The sequence below is a fragment of the Enterobacter sp. 198 genome, from assembly GCF_009025585.1.
Taxonomy (GTDB): Bacteria; Pseudomonadota; Gammaproteobacteria; order Enterobacterales; family Enterobacteriaceae; genus Enterobacter; species Enterobacter ludwigii.
In genome coordinates, this window is record NZ_WCIM01000007.1 from 37,776 (window position 1) to 56,313 (window position 18,538).

General features: G+C 55.5%; 19 protein-coding genes. 8 read left to right on the plus strand and 11 right to left on the minus strand.

Annotated elements, in window-relative coordinates; translation table 11 throughout:
• Window positions 1-12: 12 nt before the first annotated feature.
• The 3 genes from glpK to fpr all read left to right on the plus strand — a co-directional run bounded on the left by glpK (window position 13) and on the right by fpr (window position 3,484).
• The gene (gene glpK / locus F8561_RS02100) at window positions 13-1,521 is read left to right on the plus strand and encodes a glycerol kinase GlpK (RefSeq protein WP_014172201.1); all 1,509 of its coding nucleotides are present in this window, start codon (window positions 13-15) and stop codon (window positions 1,519-1,521) included.
• A 109-nt stretch (window positions 1,522-1,630) separates the two neighbouring features.
• Window positions 1,631-2,641 (plus strand): class II fructose-bisphosphatase, encoded by a 1,011-nt coding sequence (glpX, locus tag F8561_RS02105; RefSeq protein ID WP_151887091.1) that lies wholly within the window; start codon window positions 1,631-1,633, stop codon window positions 2,639-2,641.
• Between the two features lie 96 nt (window positions 2,642-2,737).
• Entirely contained in the window at window positions 2,738-3,484 is a 747-nt protein-coding gene (gene fpr, locus F8561_RS02110; protein ID WP_014172203.1) for a ferredoxin--NADP(+) reductase, read from the plus strand.
• On the opposite strand, the gene F8561_RS02115 is transcribed toward fpr, so the two are convergent.
• Window positions 3,485-3,904, minus strand: coding sequence for a DUF805 domain-containing protein (locus F8561_RS02115; RefSeq protein WP_025202755.1), 420 nt, complete (start codon window positions 3,902-3,904; stop codon window positions 3,485-3,487). It abuts the gene before it with no gap.
• A 112-nt stretch (window positions 3,905-4,016) separates the two neighbouring features.
• Here F8561_RS02115 and F8561_RS02120 point away from each other — a divergent pair, with 112 nt between their 5' ends.
• Both F8561_RS02120 and tpiA read left to right on the plus strand, forming a co-directional pair.
• Complete coding sequence (locus tag F8561_RS02120; RefSeq protein ID WP_020883954.1) at window positions 4,017-4,613, plus strand: DUF1454 family protein; 597 nt, start codon at window positions 4,017-4,019, stop codon at window positions 4,611-4,613.
• Between the two features lie 111 nt (window positions 4,614-4,724).
• Entirely contained in the window at window positions 4,725-5,492 is a 768-nt protein-coding gene (gene tpiA, locus F8561_RS02125) for a triose-phosphate isomerase (RefSeq protein WP_014172206.1), read from the plus strand.
• A gap of 33 nt (window positions 5,493-5,525) precedes the next feature.
• Here the strand turns inward: tpiA and F8561_RS02130 are convergent, their stop codons facing one another.
• The 6 genes from F8561_RS02130 to cpxP all read right to left on the minus strand — a co-directional run bounded on the left by F8561_RS02130 (window position 5,526) and on the right by cpxP (window position 11,645).
• Complete coding sequence (locus tag F8561_RS02130) at window positions 5,526-6,830, minus strand: SLC13 family permease (protein ID WP_068795442.1); 1,305 nt, start codon at window positions 6,828-6,830, stop codon at window positions 5,526-5,528.
• 73 nt (window positions 6,831-6,903) lie between these two features.
• A complete protein-coding gene (locus F8561_RS02135) occupies window positions 6,904-7,647 on the minus strand; it encodes a CDP-diacylglycerol diphosphatase (RefSeq protein WP_151887092.1) in 744 nt (247 codons plus the stop codon).
• A gap of 109 nt (window positions 7,648-7,756) precedes the next feature.
• Complete coding sequence (locus tag F8561_RS02140; protein WP_032680073.1) at window positions 7,757-8,746, minus strand: sulfate ABC transporter substrate-binding protein; 990 nt, start codon at window positions 8,744-8,746, stop codon at window positions 7,757-7,759.
• 209 nt (window positions 8,747-8,955) lie between these two features.
• A complete protein-coding gene (gene pfkA / locus F8561_RS02145; protein ID WP_014172210.1) occupies window positions 8,956-9,918 on the minus strand; it encodes a 6-phosphofructokinase in 963 nt (320 codons plus the stop codon).
• A 173-nt stretch (window positions 9,919-10,091) separates the two neighbouring features.
• Window positions 10,092-10,985, minus strand: coding sequence for a CDF family cation-efflux transporter FieF (gene fieF / locus F8561_RS02150; RefSeq protein ID WP_020883958.1), 894 nt, complete (start codon window positions 10,983-10,985; stop codon window positions 10,092-10,094).
• 153 nt (window positions 10,986-11,138) lie between these two features.
• Window positions 11,139-11,645, minus strand: coding sequence for a cell-envelope stress modulator CpxP (gene cpxP, locus F8561_RS02155; RefSeq protein WP_020883960.1), 507 nt, complete (start codon window positions 11,643-11,645; stop codon window positions 11,139-11,141).
• Between the two features lie 150 nt (window positions 11,646-11,795).
• On the opposite strand from cpxP, the gene cpxR reads away from it, so the two are divergent.
• Both cpxR and cpxA read left to right on the plus strand, forming a co-directional pair.
• Window positions 11,796-12,494, plus strand: coding sequence for an envelope stress response regulator transcription factor CpxR (gene cpxR, locus F8561_RS02160; RefSeq protein WP_014172213.1), 699 nt, complete (start codon window positions 11,796-11,798; stop codon window positions 12,492-12,494).
• Window positions 12,491-13,864, plus strand: a complete 1,374-nt coding sequence (cpxA, locus tag F8561_RS02165) for an envelope stress sensor histidine kinase CpxA (RefSeq protein ID WP_010436910.1) — start codon at window positions 12,491-12,493, stop codon at window positions 13,862-13,864. The genes cpxR and cpxA overlap by 4 nt, the downstream gene beginning before the upstream one ends.
• A 54-nt stretch (window positions 13,865-13,918) precedes the next feature.
• Here cpxA and yiiM read toward each other — a convergent pair whose 3' ends face one another.
• Both yiiM and sodA read right to left on the minus strand, forming a co-directional pair.
• Window positions 13,919-14,593 carry a 6-hydroxyaminopurine reductase gene (yiiM, locus tag F8561_RS02170; RefSeq protein WP_413464227.1) on the minus strand — a complete coding sequence of 225 codons (675 nt, stop codon included), beginning with the start codon at window positions 14,591-14,593 and terminating at the stop codon, window positions 13,919-13,921.
• Between the two features lie 70 nt (window positions 14,594-14,663).
• A complete protein-coding gene (sodA, locus tag F8561_RS02175; protein ID WP_014833772.1) occupies window positions 14,664-15,284 on the minus strand; it encodes a superoxide dismutase [Mn] in 621 nt (206 codons plus the stop codon).
• A 289-nt stretch (window positions 15,285-15,573) separates the two neighbouring features.
• Between sodA and rhaT the strand changes: the two genes are divergently transcribed.
• On the plus strand, window positions 15,574-16,608 hold the full coding sequence (gene rhaT, locus F8561_RS02180; protein ID WP_020883962.1) for an L-rhamnose/proton symporter RhaT: 1,035 nt from the start codon (window positions 15,574-15,576) through the stop codon (window positions 16,606-16,608).
• Here rhaT and rhaR read toward each other — a convergent pair whose 3' ends face one another.
• Window positions 16,609-17,457, minus strand: a complete 849-nt coding sequence (gene rhaR, locus F8561_RS02185; protein WP_014172216.1) for an HTH-type transcriptional activator RhaR — start codon at window positions 17,455-17,457, stop codon at window positions 16,609-16,611. It abuts the gene before it with no gap.
• A gap of 73 nt (window positions 17,458-17,530) precedes the next feature.
• Complete coding sequence (rhaS, locus tag F8561_RS02190) at window positions 17,531-18,367, minus strand: HTH-type transcriptional activator RhaS (protein WP_151887094.1); 837 nt, start codon at window positions 18,365-18,367, stop codon at window positions 17,531-17,533.
• Window positions 18,368-18,538: the final 171 nt, after the last annotated feature.

Here is an 18,538-nt window from a genome sequence, read left to right on the forward strand (position 1 = left end):
GGGACACATACCATGACCGAAAAAAAATATATCGTTGCGCTCGACCAGGGCACTACCAGCTCCCGCGCTGTCGTAATGGATCATGACGCGAATATCGTCAGCGTGTCACAGCGCGAATTTGAGCAAATCTATCCTCGTCCAGGCTGGGTTGAACACGATCCTATGGAGATCTGGGCTTCACAAAGCTCCACGCTGGTAGAAGTGCTGGCGAAAGCCGATATCAGTTCCGACGAGATTGCCGCTATCGGTATTACCAACCAGCGTGAAACCACTATCGTCTGGGAGCGCGAAACCGGTAAGCCCATTTACAATGCCATCGTCTGGCAGTGCCGCCGTACGTCAGAAATCTGCGAACAGCTGAAGCGCGACGGTATGGAAGACTATGTGCGTAGCGCAACCGGTCTGGTCGTTGACCCGTATTTCTCCGGTACCAAAGTGAAATGGATCCTCGACCACGTTGAGGGTTCACGTGAACGTGCAAAACGCGGTGAGTTGCTGTTCGGTACCGTCGACACCTGGCTTATCTGGAAGATGACCCAGGGGCGTGTCCACGTCACTGATTACACCAACGCCTCGCGCACCATGCTGTTCAACATCAATACCCTGGAGTGGGATGACAAGATGCTGGACGCGCTGGATATCCCGCGCGCGATGTTGCCAGAAGTCCGCAAGTCTTCTGAAGTTTACGGTCAGACCAATATCGGCGGTAAAGGCGGCACGCGTATTCCGATTGCCGGTATTGCCGGTGACCAGCAGGCGGCGCTGTTTGGCCAGCTGTGCGTTAAGGAAGGGATGGCGAAAAACACCTACGGTACCGGCTGCTTTATGCTGATGAACACCGGTGAGAAAGCGGTGAAATCAGAAAACGGCTTGCTGACCACCATCGCCTGCGGCCCACGCGGTGAAGTGAACTATGCGCTGGAAGGTGCGGTGTTCATGGCAGGTGCGTCTATTCAGTGGCTGCGTGACGAGATGAAACTCATCAGCGATGCGTTTGACTCCGAGTATTTCGCAACCAAAGTGAAGGACACCAACGGCGTGTATGTGGTTCCGGCCTTTACCGGTCTGGGCGCCCCCTACTGGGACCCGTATGCACGCGGCGCGATTTTCGGCCTGACCCGTGGGGTAAACTCGAACCACATTATCCGCGCGACGCTGGAATCCATTGCTTATCAGACGCGCGACGTACTGGAAGCGATGCAGGCTGACTCCGGCATTCGTCTGCATGCCCTGCGCGTGGACGGCGGCGCCGTTGCCAACAACTTCCTGATGCAGTTCCAGTCCGACATTCTGGGCACCCGCGTAGAGCGCCCGGAAGTACGTGAAGTCACCGCGCTGGGTGCGGCGTATCTTGCAGGTCTGGCTGTCGGCTTCTGGCAGAATCTGGATGAACTGCAGGAAAAAGCGGTTATCGAACGCGAATTCCGCCCTGGCATCGAAACCACTGAGCGTAACTACCGCTACAGCGGCTGGAAGAAAGCGGTGAAACGCGCCCTGGCGTGGGAAGAGCACGAGCAGTAATTTCTCCCCTCACCCTTCCCCTCTCCCCGCCGGGGAGAGGGGACCGACCGCACCCACCCCCACTCTGTGATAAACTTCGTGCAATTCCTTTTGATTGCACGAGTACCTCATGAAACGTGAACTGGCTATCGAGTTTTCCCGCGTTACCGAAGCTGCCGCACTGGCGGGCTATAAATGGCTCGGCCGTGGCGACAAAAATACCGCAGACGGTGCGGCTGTCCATGCCATGCGCATTGTGCTTAACCAGGTCAATATCGATGGCACCATCGTCATTGGCGAAGGCGAGATCGACGAAGCGCCAATGCTCTATATCGGTGAGAAAGTGGGCACCGGCAAAGGTGATGCCGTGGATATCGCCGTCGACCCGATTGAGGGTACCCGCATGACGGCAATGGGCCAGGCCAACGCGCTAGCCGTGCTGGCGGTAGGGGACAAAGGCTGTTTCCTCAACGCGCCGGATATGTACATGGAAAAGCTGATTGTCGGCCCCGGTGCCAAAGGGGCTATCGACCTGAGCCTGCCGCTGGAAGAGAATCTGCGTAACGTTGCCAGGGCGCTGGAAAAACCGCTTAGCGCGCTCACCGTGACCATTCTGGCGAAACCGCGCCACGATGCCACCATTGCCCAGATGCAACAGCTCGGCGTTCGCGTCTTTGCCATCCCGGATGGCGACGTAGCAGCGTCTATCCTGACCTGCATGCCAGACAGCGAAGTGGATGTGCTTTACGGCATCGGCGGCGCGCCGGAAGGTGTGGTCTCCGCCGCGGTGATCCGCGCTCTGGATGGCGACATGCAGGCCCGTCTGTTGCCCCGTCATGAAGTCAAAGGCGACAGCGAAGAGAATCGCCGTATTGGGGAAGAAGAGCTGGCACGCTGCGAAGCGATGGGTATTGAAGCCAACAAGGTGCTTGCGCTGGATGACATGGCGCGCAGCGACAACGTTGTCTTCTCCGCAACCGGCATCACCAAAGGTGACCTGCTGGATGGCATCACCCGTAAGGGCAATATGGCCACCACCGAAACCCTGCTGATCCGCGGTAAATCGCGCACCATTCGCCGCATTCGGTCTGTTCACTATCTGGATCGTAAAGACCCTGACGTGCAGGCGCACATTCTGTAAAACCGTTTGATCGATAGAGCTTTCCGGCCCAAATGGGCTGGAAATCTTCACCACAAGTCCGGAAGATAGAACAGAGAAAAAGCACAGGAGAAGATCATGGCGGACTGGGTAACAGGTAAAGTCACAAAGATACAGTTCTGGACCGATGCGCTATTTAGTCTCACCCTGCATGCTCCCGTCCACCCGTTTACGGCCGGGCAATTTGCGAAGCTGGGACTGGATGTTGACGGCGAGCGCGTGCAGCGCGCCTATTCCTACGTTAATGCCCCCGATAACCCGGATCTCGAGTTCTATCTGGTTACCGTCCCGGACGGCAAACTCAGCCCACGCCTTGCCGCGCTTAAGCCCGGTGACGATGTGCAAATTGTGAGTGAAGCGGCCGGTTTCTTCGTGCTGGACGAAATCCCGGACTGCGACACCCTCTGGATGCTGGCAACCGGCACGGCCATTGGCCCCTATCTCTCTATTTTGCAGTACGGCAAAGACCTTGAGCGCTTTAAAAACATCGTGCTGGTTCACGCCGCGCGCTATGCCGCAGACTTGAGCTATCTTCCGCAGATGCAGGCGCTGGAAAAGCAGTACGGCGGGAAACTGAAAATTCAGACCGTGGTCAGCCGCGAAACCGCAGCAGGTTCACTGACGGGCCGCGTGCCGGCATTGATTGAGAGTGGTGCACTGGAAGACGCAATTGGCTTGCCGATGAGCGCTGAGACCAGCCACGTCATGCTGTGTGGCAACCCGCAGATGGTTCGCGACACGCAGCAGCTTCTGAAGGATACCCGGCAGATGACGAAACATCTTCGCCGCCGGCCGGGCCATATGACTGCCGAACACTACTGGTGATCAGCGGTATTTCACCTCAAGGGTGTCTTTGCCGTATTTGTTTTCGCTCTGGGTGCCGATAAACGCGCCCAGATCGACCACCATCATGACAAAAATAATGGTTGGTAGCAGTCTGCCCACCACCCAGGGAAGGATGGACGGAAGTATCGACCAGTTCCCGGCCACCAGCATCCACGCCAGAATAATCAGAAAAGCCCACGCGCCGGAACGGCCGCGATCGTGCAGACGTTTCACCACCACGGCCGCGGTTGGCCACAGCAAACAGACCAGCGCAAACGCCGCCGTTTGTGTGCTGAGCCATGCGTTGAAGGCCACGAAAAACAGAAGCAGCATGGCAACGATCCACGTCGCCATCCAGATCCAGAAGTCACGGCGTCCAATACGCCCTTTGAATGAAAACAACCACTGCTGTATGGTCATGTAAGGTTCCTTATTATCATATAGCGCGCATTTTACCCTGGAGTTGTGACCTTTTGACAAGCCGACCAGATATCGATTTAATCATGAACACTTACGGCCAGGGGCAATGTTGATGAAAAGTTCGGCACGTTCTCTTTTCCTGTGTTTAGCGATGCTCATCGCGGGTGTCCCCCTGCACGCCGCCGAAACCACTGCCCCGACGACAGCCCCCTATCTGCTGGCAGGTGCACCCTCGTTCGATCAGTCAATCAGCCAGTTTCGTGAAACCTTCAATAAAACCAACCCCACGCTACCGCTGGATGAATTCCGCGCCATTGACAGCTCCCGGGATACGCCAACCCTGACCCGAGCTGCGAGCAAGATTAACGAGAATTTATATGCCTCCACTGCGCTGGAGCGCGGCACGCTAAAAATCAAAAGCATGCAGATAACCTGGCTGCCGATTCAGGGGCCAGAGCAGAAAGCCGCTAAGGCAAAAGCGCTCGAGTACATGAGCGCGATACTGCAGGCTTTTACGCCCGCGCTGACCAAAAAGCAAAGCCAGCAAAAGCTGCAAAAACTCCTCACCGCCGGTAAAAACAAGCGTTACTACGCCGATACCGAAGGGGCCATACGCTATGTGGTGGCAGATAACGGCGAAAAAGGACTGACCTTCGCTGTTGAACCGATTAAGCTGGCACTATCAGACACACTCGGCGGGGCGAATTAATGACAAAAAGCAAAGCCTTTCGAGGGAAAATCTCTATACTGATTCACAGACCATGCTGCCCGACAGGGCGGCCATATTCCTTAATTCGCTAATTTAGCGTGGAGAATTGAAATGCGACATCCTTTAGTGATGGGTAACTGGAAACTGAACGGCAGCCGCCACATGGTAAACGAACTGGTTGCGAACCTGCGTAAAGAGCTGGCGGGCGTGACGGGCTGCGCGGTTGCTATCGCTCCGCCGGATATGTACCTGGATCTGGCTAAACATGCCGCTGACGGCAGCCACATCATTCTGGGCGCACAGAACGTTGACGTTAACCTGTCAGGCGCATTCACCGGTGAAACCTCTGCTGAAATGCTGAAAGATATCGGCGCGAAATACATCATCATCGGCCACTCTGAGCGTCGCACTTACCACAAAGAATCCGACGAATTTATCGCGAAGAAATTCGCGGTGCTGAAAGAGCAGGGTCTGATCCCGGTTCTGTGCATTGGTGAAACCGAAGCCGAAAACGAAGCAGGCAAAACGGAAGAAGTGTGTGCTCGTCAGATCGACGCCGTGCTGAAAACGCAGGGTGCTGCAGCATTCGAAGGCGCGGTTATCGCGTACGAACCCGTCTGGGCGATCGGTACCGGCAAATCAGCGACCCCTGCGCAGGCACAGGCGGTTCACAAATTTATCCGTGACCACATTGCTAAAGCGGACGCGAAAGTGGCTGAGCAGGTAATTATTCAGTACGGCGGTTCCGTTAACGCATCCAACGCTGCTGAGCTGTTCACCCAGCCAGACATCGATGGCGCGCTGGTTGGCGGTGCATCCCTGAAAGCTGACGCTTTCGCGGTGATCGTTAAAGCAGCAGAAGCGGCTAAACAGGCGTAAAAACCGACTTCCCTCCCCCACCGGGGAGGGAAATTACACTTTCCCCAGCACGCTAAACCACAGATAATCCAGCGGCAGCAGCACCAGATACGTTGCAATCGCCAGCGCCAGACAGAGCAACATCCCCGCCTTTGCAGGCACCTTCCCTAAACCCATTGCCACCACAATCGGCGACGCCTGATACGGCAGCAGCGGCGTGGAATACCCCAGTACCTGAATCATGATCACCGACAACAGCGGGAAACCGGTGGCGTCCGAAAAACTCTGTGCCAGCGTGGTGTACAACGCAGGTACACCGTTCGCGGTCATAATGAAGTTTAGCGCCGTGGTAATACCGGTAAGCGCCAGGAAGCTGGTGAACGGTCTGCTGGCATCAAGCGGCATAATCCGCAATAACGCCTCCCCCACCGCGGAACCGATACCCGTTTGGGTCACTACAATCGCCAGCCCGAGAATCCCCGCCACGTAAATGCAGGTGCGCATGTTCACTCCCGCAGAAAACTCTTCACCGGTGATAAACCCAATGCGTGGCAGCATGACGATAACCGATGCCGCAAGGCCCGTCCACGCCGGTCCAACGCCGTGCCAGCTCTCTGTCACCCACATCCCCAGCACCACCGCCAGCAGCCAGGCGAGACGCTTTTCATCCCGGCCCATCGGTTCAGACGGCGTAAGATCGGTGGCCGGTTTCGGGCTGCCGGGGAACAACCAGCAGATCAGGCCGATCAGAATGCCCCCTTTCAGGATCCCGAGGACGGGTGTATGCAGCAGCAGATACGGGACATAGTTCAGATGGATCCCGTACGAGCCCTCCGCGGCGCCACTCATCACCAGATTCGGCACGTTGGCAGGCAGGATGGTCGCCGAGAGCTGGAAGGTTCCGAACCCGACGGCCAGCGCCAGGCCATACCACGCGCGGGAACCGTCGGGGATGGCGGCCCTTTTGGCCATGGCGGCGACAATCGGCATCAGCAGCGCGATACGGCCCATATTCGACGGCATCACAAACGCCAGCGCGTAGCTTAGCCCCACCACGCTTGCCACCATCAATACCCACGAATCCGTGAGTTTTGCCGACAACGCCCGTGCGGCCCTGTCCGCCAGACCGGTTTTACGGATTGCCACCCCCAGCACGAAGCCGCTAAACACTAACCAGAATGCAGACGAGGCAAAACCACCAAAAATCACCTCCGCCGGGGCGATTCTGGCGGTCATCGCTGCCGTGAAAAACAGCAGCGCGGTGATAAATTCCGGCAATAGCGACGTCGCCCACAGCACGATGGTGACGCCGACTATCAATGAGGGCACAAACAGAGGATGCGTTAACCAGAGCGACATTCCTGTCTCCTGTCGTTTTTTTCAGCAAGTCTACGGCGACAGGCAGGACGAGTAAACGCTATTTATGGTGATGTCACTTCAGGATATCGCATTGATGATCCTGCAATTCCTCAGCCGACGCGCGATTCAGGGTCAGCCAGTTACGTTCGGTCGCCAGTAAGACAAACGATCCATCCGACTGCTGCGCCATGGCCAGCGCGAAGCGCCCCATATGGTCACGCGCTTCCGGCAGCTCTTCAGCCAGCATCATAAACGGACTGCGCTGTACCAGCTCATTTTCCGTCACGCGACGAGCGAGGTACTCATGCCCTTCCAGCCCGCCCGGGAACGGTAACCACTGGGTACTGATTTGCCCCTGCGCAGCATTAAGCTTCTCGCGCACGTCCGGGCGCAGGCAGGAGATATGGATATGAAAATGGTTCTGCGTACGGCCTGTCGGGGAGTTAATGGTGAGCGAAATTGCGCTGTCCGGCACCTCGGCCCCGCGCTTCATGCTCATAAAGTTGCGTGACTGCCAGGCCAGCCAAAAGAAGTTGGGCGTATTCGGCTCGGTCAACAGCGGGCTTTCGGTTCCTTTGATACGGTAAGTCGGCATCAGGAGATACTGCAGCGGCCCGTTGCGGTCTTTAAACACCACATAACCCGCATCAGGCTTCACCTGCGCGCACGGGGCCGGGTTACGGTGCTGGAGTTGATTCGGCAGACACTGGTCGAGAACGATATGACGCAACGCATTCGGATTACCCGCTTTCATCCAGTACCAGCCACCCGCGGCAAGAATGATGACAACCAGAATCAGTAATAGTATTTTTTTCACAATGCGTTCCCTGTTTTCGATAGTGGCGAAAGAGTAACGCAAAATGATGACCAAATAAAAAACCCGGCGGATTTCTCGCGCCGGGTCACCGTGTCTGTCCTGCTAACGTTTAGCGCTTGCTGATCTGGTCGAAAGTTCCGCCGTTAGAGAAGTGCTCTTTCTGCGCTTTCGCCCAGCCGCCGAACTCTTCATCAATGGTGAAAAGCTTCAGTTTCGGGAAGACGCTTTCATATTTCTTCGCCACCGCCGGATCGCGTGGACGATAGTAGTTTTTCGCCGCAATTTCCTGGCCTTCTGGCGAGTAGAGATACTTCAGGTACGCTTCCGCCACCGCTTTGGTCTCTTTCTTCTCAACCACTTTATCAACCACAGAAACGGTAGGTTCGGCGAGGATAGATTCGCCTGGCGTAACGATCTCGAACTTGTCTTTACCCAGTTCGTGGGTGGCGAGCAGGGCTTCGTTTTCCCATGCGATCAGCACGTCGCCAATCCCACGCTCAACGAAGGTATTCGTGGCACCGCGTGCGCCCGAGTCCAGCACCTCAACGTTTTTATACAGCGCTTTCACGAACGCCTGGGCTTTCGCCTGGTCACCGTTGTTGTGATGCAGCGCGTAGCCCCAGGCCGCCAGGTAGTTCCAGCGTGCGCCACCCGAGCTTTTCGGGTTCGGGGTGATAATGGAAACGCCCGGCTTAACCAGATCGTTCCAGTCATGAATTTGTTTTGGGTTGCCCTTACGCACCAGGAAAACAATGGTCGAGGTGTAAGGCGCTGAGTTGTCTGGCAGGCGTTTGATCCAGTTTTTATCGATACGCCCACGCTCGGCGATGGCGTCGACGTCATAGGCCAGCGCCAGGGTAACCACGTCGGCTTCAATCCCGTTGATGACTGAGGTCGCCTGCTTACCGGAGCCACCATGAGACTGACGCACCACCACGTTGTCGCCGGTTTCCTGTTTCCAGTGTGCCGCGAAGGCTTTGTTGTACTGCTCGTACAGCTCACGCGTCGGGTCGTATGACACGTTCAGTAACTGGATGTCCTTAGCCAAAACGCTGGTCGATGCCAGCAATAATGTTAACCCCACGCCCCATTTATTCATCGCCCGGATCTCTTGTGTAGTGTTTTGATGCTTGCAGCGTGCCAGAAAGCTAACCAATGATTAAAGAATAAAAAAAGATTGGCTATAACGTAGAGGAATAAAAAACGAGCAGGCATAAAAAAACCGGGCGGCGATATCGCCTTACCCGGTCTTTATGAGCGTGGACTGCAGACCCGGTTAACTCAGCGCGACCGGGGGAAAGTCACCGCTCAGTACAGTTTTTTTGCGCAGTCCAGCCAGTCACCCTTGAACGGACGCTTCATGTTTTCAATGGCGTCGATGATGTCATGGTGAACCAGTTTTTCGTTCTGAATACCCACGCAACGACCGCCATGACCCTGCAGCAGCAGTTCAATGGCGTATGCACCCATACGTGATGCCAGGATGCGGTCGTATGGACCCGGGGAACCCCCGCGCTGGATGTGGCCCAGAACGGTAGCGCGCGTTTCACGTTTGGTTTCGGTTTCGATGTACTTCGCCAGCTCGTCAACGTCACAGATATGCTCGGTGATGGCTACGATGGCGTGTTTCTTGCCTTTTGCGATACCCGCTTTGATTTCAGCCACCAGATCTTCACGGCTGAATTCCACTTCCGGAACCACCACGAACTCACAACCGCCGGCGATGGCCGCAGCCAGCGTCAGGTCACCACAGTAACGGCCCATCACTTCCACGATGGAGATACGCTGGTGGGAAGAAGAGGTGTCGCGCAGGCGGTCAATCGCTTCAACAACGGTGCCCAGTGCGGTGAAATAACCGATGGTGTAGTCAGTGCCTTTGATGTCGTTGTCGATCGTACCCGGCAGCCCGATGCACGGGAAGCCCATTTCAGTCAGACGTTTTGCACCCATGTACGAGCCGTCACCACCAATAACAACCAGTGCGTCGAGGCCACGTTTTTTCATGTTCTCAATAGCCACTTCACGGACGTGTTCATCACGGAATTCCGGGAAGCGCGCAGAACCGAGGAAGGTACCGCCACGGTTGATCATGTCGGACACGCTGTAACGGTCGAGCTGAACCATGCGATCTTCATACAGGCCCAGATAACCATCATAGATACCAAAAACTTCCAGGCCTTCCGTCAGCGCTGAACGGACAACCCCACGAATTGCCGCGTTCATGCCCGGCGCATCACCGCCGCTTGTCAACACACCGATTTTCTTAATCATGACTACCTCTGAACTTAGGAATGCAAAATTGAAATCTGTTGCCGGAAGAATTTATCGACCAACGAATACTGCAAATAGTATATCAATCACTTCCAGCTGAATTGATTCAGGTCAGACCAAATGGCGGTAATTTATACACAAAATGCTGGCCTGGCTCACTTTTTTACAACCAATTACGAAAGCTCAACATGTCCGGGTACAACCGAGCAGGGATCCTGGTGAATAATGACGTCTGAACCAGGAAAACGCTGCAAAATCGCCTGCTCGACCTGCTCAGCAATAACGTGAGCCTGAACCAGTGGCAGGTTGTCTTCCATTTCAATATGAATCTGAATAAAGCGGGTCGGCCCTGACTGCCGCGTTCGAAGATCGTGTGCACCTCTGACACCAGGCCAGGAGGTCACGATAGAAAAAATTTCATTACGTTCTGAGTCCGGGAGGGCGCGGTCCAGAAGCGATTGCACCGCTTCATACCCCATCCGTAAGGCGCTATATAAAATATAGATGCCAATCCCTAACGCAAACAACGCATCGGCCCGATGCCAGCCATACCAGGCCAGACCGAGCGCAATAAGAATAGCGCCATTCATCATAACATCAGATTGATAATGAAGCATATCCGCCCGTACAGCCTGGCTTTGCGTTTTGCGAACAACCCAGCGCTGGAACGTTACCAGAACAAGTGTGCATATAAGTGCCACAATCGTTACGACCACACCCACGCCGGGATCGTTCATCGGTGACGGCGAGACGAGATGCTGAATACCGGTTAAAAACAGAAACAGCGCTGAGCCGGAAATAAACATGCTTTGCGCCAGCGCGGCCAGCGACTCGGCTTTCCCGTGCCCAAACGTATGCTCTTCATCCGCCGGTTGCAGCGAGTAACGTACAACCAGCAGGTTCGTCAGCGAGGCGGCAATATCCATCAACGAGTCCACCAGTGCCGCGAGAATACTGACTGAGCCGGTATACCACCACGCAAAAATTTTAATCACTAACAGGCTTGAAGCCACGATGGTCGCTGCAATCGCTGCCCGACTTACCAGTCTTCCATAGGATTGATTCATAAACGCTCCTGTCATGTCATGCCGCTAGTATAACGGAAGCATGGGGAGTCAAAGGATGAATAAACGGTTAACAAAGCAGAATGAAGGGCAAAAAAAACCCCCACATCATGTGGGGGAAGACAGGGATGGTGTCTATGGCAAGGAAAACAGGGTTTACTGGTTACTACGGGTACTGCTATTGCTACTGAAAAACGTTGTTTCTGAGCTTCGCTGCATCCGTGCAACCTCACGCAACTGGTCCATTCGCTGCTGATGTCTTGTGTTCAAAACCGCTTGCTGCTCGGGCGTTAGCAGGTGGAACATCTGGTTGCGGACCTTCGCCATCTCTACCTGGCGGGCAACCTGCTCCTGTGCCATTTTTTCGGCCTGAGCGCGTACAGCGCTTTCGTCAAATTTTTCTGCGGTGACAAGGCGGTGCATTGTCTCCATTTCGCTAACATTAACAGGGGGCTGGTCGTGTCGTGCCCTCTGCATCAGATCTCGCATCTGTTGACGCTGATGTTCGGTTAAACTTATGCCATCAAACATATGGCTTTGGCTGCTGTGCTGCGTTGCCCCCTCCGTTGAGGGCCCGTTATCGCCGGGGATAGCTACAGCGGCCTGGCTTAATGTACTGAACGCCAGCGTTGAGGCCATGACGGCAGCGGTAACTTTGCGCATCACTTGCTCCCAAAATCTTTCGTGTCGCGATTCAACGAGAGACAGTCTACGATTCAGGCTGCAAACATGCGTCAGGGGGTGTAAAACAACGTAAAGTCATGGATTAGATAGCCTTGATGTCGTAATTTCTGCCTCGGAGGTATTTAAACAATGAATAAAATCCTGTTAGTTGATGATGACCGAGAGCTCACATCCCTTTTAAAGGAGTTGCTCGACATGGAAGGTTTCAACGTTCTGGTTGCCCATGATGGCGAGCAGGCGCTGAGTCTCCTTGACGACAGCATCGATTTACTTTTGCTCGACGTGATGATGCCGAAGAAAAACGGCATTGATACGTTGAAAGAGCTTCGCCAGACACACCAGACGCCCGTAATTATGCTGACCGCTCGCGGCAGCGAACTTGACCGTGTACTTGGCCTTGAGCTGGGCGCGGATGACTATTTACCAAAGCCGTTTAACGACCGTGAACTGGTTGCCCGTATTCGCGCTATCCTGCGTCGCTCTCACTGGAGCGAACAGCAGCAGAACAGCGACAACAGTTCACCGACGCTGGAAGTCGACTCCCTGAGCCTGAATCCGGGCCGTCAGGAAGCGAGTTTTGACGGTGAAACGCTGGAACTGACTGGCACCGAGTTCACCCTGCTGTATCTGCTGGCCCAGCACCTCGGCCAGGTGGTATCGCGTGAACATTTGAGCCAGGAAGTGCTCGGCAAACGCCTCACCCCGTTTGATCGCGCCATCGATATGCATATCTCGAACCTGCGCCGCAAGCTGCCGGAACGCAAGGACGGGCACCCGTGGTTTAAAACCCTGCGTGGTCGCGGTTATCTGATGGTTTCCGCTTCATGATAGGAAGCTTAACAGCCCGCATCTTCGCCATTTTCTGGCTGACGCTGGCACTGGTTTTAATGCTCGTTTTGATGTTGCCAAAACTCGACTCACGCCAGATGACGGAGCTTCTCGACAGCGAGCAACGTCAGGGCGTGATGATCGAGCAGCACGTGGAAGCCGAGCTGGCAAACGACCCGCCGAACGATTTAATGTGGTGGCGCAGGCTGTTTCGCGCTATCGACAAATGGGCACCGCCAGGCCAGCGCCTGTTGCTGGTGACCAGCGAAGGGCGCGTGATTGGCGCCGATCGCAATGAAATGCAGATCATCCGTAACTTCATTGGTCAGGCGGATAACGCCGACCATCCTCAGAAGAAAAAATACGGTCGGGTTGAGATGGTAGGCCCCTTCTCCGTCAGAGATGGCGAGGATAATTACCAGCTTTACCTGATCCGCCCGGCGAGCAACTCCCAGTCCGATTTCATCAACCTGCTGTTTGACCGTCCGCTTCTGCTGCTGATTGTCACCATGCTGGTCAGCTCACCGCTGCTGCTGTGGCTGGCGTGGAGTCTGGCGAAACCGGCGCGTAAGCTGAAAAACGCGGCGGACGAAGTGGCGCAGGGTAACCTGCGACAACACCCTGAACTGGAAGCCGGTCCACAGGAGTTCCTTGCCGCGGGGACCAGTTTTAACCAGATGGTGAGCGCCCTCGACCGCATGATGACGGCACAGCAACGCCTGCTGTCGGATATCTCGCACGAGCTGCGCACGCCGCTCACGCGCTTACAGCTCGGCACCGCGCTGCTGCGTCGCCGCAGCGGTGAGAGCAAAGAGCTGGAACGTATTGAAACGGAAGCGCATCGTCTGGACAGCATGATTAACGACCTGCTGGTCATGTCGCGCAATCAGCAGAAAAACGCGCTGGTGAGCGAAACGGTGAAAGCCAACCACCTGTGGCATGAAGTGCTGGATAACGCGGCGTTCGAAGCGGAGCAGATGGGGAAATCTTTTACCGTCAACTTCCCGCCGGGGCCATGGCCGCTGTACGGTAACCCCAACACGCTGGAAAGCGCGCTGGAGAACATCGTGCGTAACGCCCTGCGCTATTCGCACACGAAGATTGAGGTAGCCTTCTCGGTGGATAAAGACGGGATTACCATTATCGTTGATGACGATGGTCCTGGGGTAAGCCCGGAAGACCGCGAACAGATTTTCCGTCCGTTCTACCGTACCGACGAGGCGCGTGACCGTGAATCTGGCGGCACGGGGCTGGGTCTGGCGATTGTTGAAACCGCCATGCAGCAGCATCGCGGCTGGGTGAAGGCCGATGACAGCCCGCTGGGTGGGTTACGGTTAACGCTGTGGCTGCCGTTGTATAAACGTTCGTAGTCGTTTAGCCGGGCAGCGGTATCGCTGACCCGGCTTGCCTCTCCTGCAGGGAAACTATTTCCCCCACAATCTCCGCGAATTATCTTCGATCTTGCTACTTAAACGGCGTTTCTGCATCGTTCGGGTCCAGCTCGTGGACAGCCCCGCAGCGGACAAAAGCCGATGGTACTGGTCGTCATCAAACGGCATATGCCAGGCAATCGCGCAGGCGTCATATACCGAGACATCACTCAGGCGCGATGCCAGCACCAGCGGCGCATCTGCCGATACCTGACCTGCCAGCACCACCCGATATAACCAGCCCGTTTTACCCGCGCTCTGCAGCCGGGAAGACATGTCACTGATGCCGAAATGATAGTTTAGTTTGAAGCACGGCGAGCGCGGCTGCGTCACCTGAATCAGGGCATCGCCCCAGCGGTAGATATCGCCGATAAAGACGTTTTTCTCGGTCAGCCCTTCCGTTGAGAGATTCTCACCAAACGCGGGCGCGACAAACATATCCGCCTGTTCGGGAAACTCGGTTATCCAGTGCTGATAGTGTTCCCGCGGATAGTGGCACAGCGCGCGGTCAGGCCCGCCATGGATTTTCTTTTCGGCCTGCTCATCGCCCACCAGCCCGAGGTCGGTTAACGTCAACTCGCCGTCGACCTGAATTTTGGCGATGGCGCTCGGGCGGCTGCCGTCGTACTCCCTTACCTTGCCTGTAAAGACATTCACCGGAAAATGCATCGCTGCTCCTTTCTGCAGATCCAAAAAAAGCGAGTCATCAGACTCGCTTCTCACAGGCGTCAATGCAACCTTATTTTTTCGCGGCGAAACGCGCTGCTGCTTCGTCCCAGTTCACCACGTCCCAGAAGGCTTTGATGTAGTCCGGGCGACGGTTCTGGAATTTCAGGTAGTAAGCGTGTTCCCACACGTCCAGACCCAGAATAGGGAAACCGGATGCGCCAGAGATTGCTTCACCCATCAGCGGGGAGTCCTGGTTAGCCGTTGAAACAACCGCCAGTTTGTCACCTTTCAGAACCAGCCACGCCCAGCCAGAGCCGAAACGGGTCGCAGCGGCTTTTTCGAATTCCGCTTTGAAGTTGTCTACAGAACCGAAATCGCGCTCGATAGCCGCTTTCAGGTCGCCCTGCAGGGTGGTACCGGTTTTCAGGCCTTTCCAGAACAGGCTGTGGTTAGCGTGACCACCTGCGTTGTTACGCAGAACGGTTTTCTTGTCAGCTGGCAGCTGGTCCAGTTTGGTGATCAGCTCTTCAACAGGCAGGCTAGCGAACTCTGGCAGGCTTTCCAGCGCGGCGTTCGCGTTGTTCACATAGGTCTGGTGGTGTTTAGTGTGATGGATTTCCATCGTCTGCTTGTCGAAATGCGGTTCCAGTGCGTCGTAGGCATACGGCAGGGATGGCAGTGTATAACTCATAATCCTCTCCATTATTGTCGGGCGGCACAGCTGTTAATGCCGCGTAAGCAGTTGGTTCATTATAGTTAATTAAATGATATTGAAAATGATTATCAATGCCGTAGTTTTTATAAGGTTATTCGGTTTTCGATTATTGCTGAAATTGTGAGTCTGCTCACCCGGTTAACGCGTTGATTGCCATTCAAAACCAAAGTGCGGCAACCTTCCGAAGGTTACCCGACTGCTTAATTTTTACACTCATCGAGTCGGTGGGAAGCCACCGGCATATAAAAACGATGAGGATGTAAACATGAATCATGCGATTACGATGGGTATTTTCTGGCATCTGATAGGCGCGGCCAGTGCAGCCTGTTTCTATGCCCCGTTTAAACAGGTCAAACAGTGGTCATGGGAAACCATGTGGTCCGTCGGCGGTGTGGTCTCGTGGATAATTCTTCCCTGGACCATCAGCGCCATGCTGCTCCCGGATTTCTGGGGCTACTTCTCCTCCTTTAACGCCTCCACCCTGCTGCCGGTCTTTCTCTTTGGCGCCATGTGGGGCGTCGGTAACATTAACTATGGCCTCACCATGCGCTACCTCGGCATGTCGATGGGCATTGGCATCGCGATTGGTATTACGCTGATTGTTGGCACTCTGATGACGCCGATCCTCAACGGTAACGTCGACGTGCTGATCAACACCAAAGGCGGCCAGATGACGCTGCTGGGCGTGCTGGTGGCCGTCATTGGCGTGGGCATTGTCACCCGCGCAGGGCAGCTGAAAGAGCGCAAAATGGGCATCAGAGCCGAAGAGTTCAACCTGAAGAAAGGCCTGCTGCTGGCGGTGATGTGCGGGATCTTCTCCGCAGGCATGTCATTCGCGATGAACGCCGCCAAACCGATGCATGAAGCCGCTGCCGCACTGGGCGTCGACCCGCTGTACGTGGCACTGCCAAGCTACGTGGTGATCATGGGTGGCGGAGCGGTGGTTAACCTCGGTTTCTGTTTTTTCCGTCTGGCAAACGTGAAGACCTTGTCGCTGAAAGCCGACTTCTCGCTGGCTAAACAGATGATTATCGGGAACGTGCTGCTCTCGGCGCTCGGCGGGCTGATGTGGTATCTCCAGTTCTTCTTCTACGCGTGGGGTCACGCCAGTATTCCGGCGCAGTATGACTATATGAGCTGGATGCTGCACATGAGCTTCTACGTGCTGTGCGGTGGGCTGGTGGGTCTGCTTCTGAAAGAGTGGAACAACGCCGGGCGTCGCCCGGTGGGCGTGCTGAGTCTGGGGTGCGTGGTGATCATTATTGCGGCCAACATTGTGGGTCTCGGCATGGCGAACTGATTACGCCGCGTTACGACTGCGATGACGCCACTGAACCGGCGTCATCCCCACCTCGCGGTTAAAGACCACCGAAAAATAGTTACTGTCCTCAAAGCCACAGCGCATCGCCACATCGCTGACCATCAGTTCCGTATGCTGAAGCAGGTACTGGGCATGGCAGATGCGCAGCTGGCGCAGATAGTGGTTCACCGTCATCCCGGTCTGGGTACGGAATTGCTGGCGCAACGCGCGCTCGCTGCACTGCGCCTGCTCGCAGAATTTCTCCAGCACAAAGCTTTTGTTAAGGCTGCCCGCCAGGGTGGTAATGAGCTTATCGAGCAGGGCTTCCTGCGCGGTAGCCGACGGGTTATCAATGGCGTAGCGATGGCGCGTCAACGTCATGACCAGCTGGGCGAAAAGCAGTTCTGCCATCTGGTGAGCCTCAGGATCGCTTTTCTGGCTCTCTTGCTCCAGCTGAGAAATCACCTGTCGCACCTGCGTCATGCCGTTACTGCTCAGTCGCCAGTGCGCCGCGCACTTCGTATCATTAAAACCCGGAATGTAAGCCGCCCAGTCGACGTTGAGTTTCAGCCTGTCGGGGCAGTAAATCACGTTCTGCAGGACCAGGTCGTTGACCGAAGCGTAGGCGTGTTTGTCTTCAGCACGGATGTAAAACAGATCCCCACGCGTAATGCGGTAGGGCCGGTCGTTGAGGATATGCAAGCCATTGCCCCGCCACACCAGCACCAGCTCGCAGAACTCATGAGTGTGCTCGGCAAAGACGTTTTGCGGATAGCGATCCGCCACCGCGACGGCCTGGCCGGCGGAGGCAAAAAAATCCACTTTGCGAAGCATTAACTGAGCAACCACGACACCACCTCGACAGCAAATAACCTGACATTATTAGCGTTTTTGCCCACGGGAAACGGTGACAACCCTCGCGTTACTGCAGTGACGCGTCCTTTCCCTGGCGAATATCGCGCGGTGACCAGCTAAATTCCCGGCGAAACAGGGTCGAAAAGTGGTTACTGTCGCCGAAACCGCAACGATAGGCGATATCCGTGACGCTCTCATCGGTATGACGCAGCAGATGGCGCGCTTTAATCAGGCGCAGACGGTTCAGATAGCGCTGGGGCGTCAGCCCGGTTTGCTGCTTCAGCTGACGATGCAAGGTCCGGAGCGACAGCGAAAAATCATCCGCCAGCGTTTCCCAGCAGACATCCTCGGCGAAATGGTCCTCCAGCCAGGCCATCAGTTGAGTCAAACGCGCATCGTTATTCCCCAGCCCGGCCACCATGCTACTGCGGCGCAGCAGCACCAGCAGCTGCATAAACAGCAGCTCACGCGTCGCGATGACGTGGGTCTCCTGTCCCTCGTCGCGCTGTTCCATCTGGCTCACCAGCTGACGCACCTGCTGCAGCGTGGACTGATTCACCCGCCAGTGCGAAGGATAGATGCCGTCCTTCTCCTGCGGCAGGAGATGGTTCAGCCCGGACAGGAACTGGAACGCATCGGGCGAACGGTAGAGCACGTTAGTCAGGCACAGGTTGTCGGTATGTTCATATAAGTGCCGGTCATGATCGCGCACAAAGCAGACCGTCCCACCACTGATGGTATACGGCTGGCCGTTAAACACATGGATCCCCGTTCCGTGTTCAACAATCACAATTTCGTGAAAATCATGATGATGCTCAGGAAACGCCATCTGAGGGAGTCGCGGTTCAATCGCGACAGACGACCCACCCGAAGGAAAAAAATCCACGCTGTGCAGTACGGTCATAACGGCCCCCACCAATGAGAAATGTTCTCAAAATAGTAATTAAGGCCCCGCCCCCTCACCTTAAATTTTCGACCGTAAACCTCGCAAAAACTGTCCGTTTTTCAAGAAACAGGCTGAAAGATCAGGAAATGCGGTAAGCGTCACACTGCCTGCAAACCCCGTCACGCCTGG

Coding starts and splice junctions, on each gene's coding strand:
- fieF (WP_020883958.1), bottom strand. CDS start 10,985: ATGAATCAATCCTATGGAAGACTGGTAAGTCGGGCAGCGATTGCAGCG.
- sodA (WP_014833772.1), bottom strand. CDS start 15,284: ATGAGTTATACACTGCCATCCCTGCCGTATGCCTACGACGCACTGGAA.
- F8561_RS02130 (WP_068795442.1), bottom strand. CDS start 6,830: ATGTCGCTCTGGTTAACGCATCCTCTGTTTGTGCCCTCATTGATAGTC.
- cpxA (WP_010436910.1), top strand. CDS start 12,491: ATGATAGGAAGCTTAACAGCCCGCATCTTCGCCATTTTCTGGCTGACG.
- F8561_RS02115 (WP_025202755.1), bottom strand. CDS start 3,904: ATGACCATACAGCAGTGGTTGTTTTCATTCAAAGGGCGTATTGGACGC.
- rhaT (WP_020883962.1), top strand. CDS start 15,574: ATGAATCATGCGATTACGATGGGTATTTTCTGGCATCTGATAGGCGCG.
- tpiA (WP_014172206.1), top strand. CDS start 4,725: ATGCGACATCCTTTAGTGATGGGTAACTGGAAACTGAACGGCAGCCGC.
- pfkA (WP_014172210.1), bottom strand. CDS start 9,918: ATGATTAAGAAAATCGGTGTGTTGACAAGCGGCGGTGATGCGCCGGGC.
- rhaS (WP_151887094.1), bottom strand. CDS start 18,367: ATGACCGTACTGCACAGCGTGGATTTTTTTCCTTCGGGTGGGTCGTCT.
- fpr (WP_014172203.1), top strand. CDS start 2,738: ATGGCGGACTGGGTAACAGGTAAAGTCACAAAGATACAGTTCTGGACC.
- glpK (WP_014172201.1), top strand. CDS start 13: ATGACCGAAAAAAAATATATCGTTGCGCTCGACCAGGGCACTACCAGC.
- cpxP (WP_020883960.1), bottom strand. CDS start 11,645: ATGCGCAAAGTTACCGCTGCCGTCATGGCCTCAACGCTGGCGTTCAGT.
- yiiM (WP_413464227.1), bottom strand. CDS start 14,593: ATGCATTTTCCGGTGAATGTCTTTACAGGCAAGGTAAGGGAGTACGAC.
- F8561_RS02140 (WP_032680073.1), bottom strand. CDS start 8,746: ATGAATAAATGGGGCGTGGGGTTAACATTATTGCTGGCATCGACCAGC.
- cpxR (WP_014172213.1), top strand. CDS start 11,796: ATGAATAAAATCCTGTTAGTTGATGATGACCGAGAGCTCACATCCCTT.
- F8561_RS02120 (WP_020883954.1), top strand. CDS start 4,017: ATGAAAAGTTCGGCACGTTCTCTTTTCCTGTGTTTAGCGATGCTCATC.
- glpX (WP_151887091.1), top strand. CDS start 1,631: ATGAAACGTGAACTGGCTATCGAGTTTTCCCGCGTTACCGAAGCTGCC.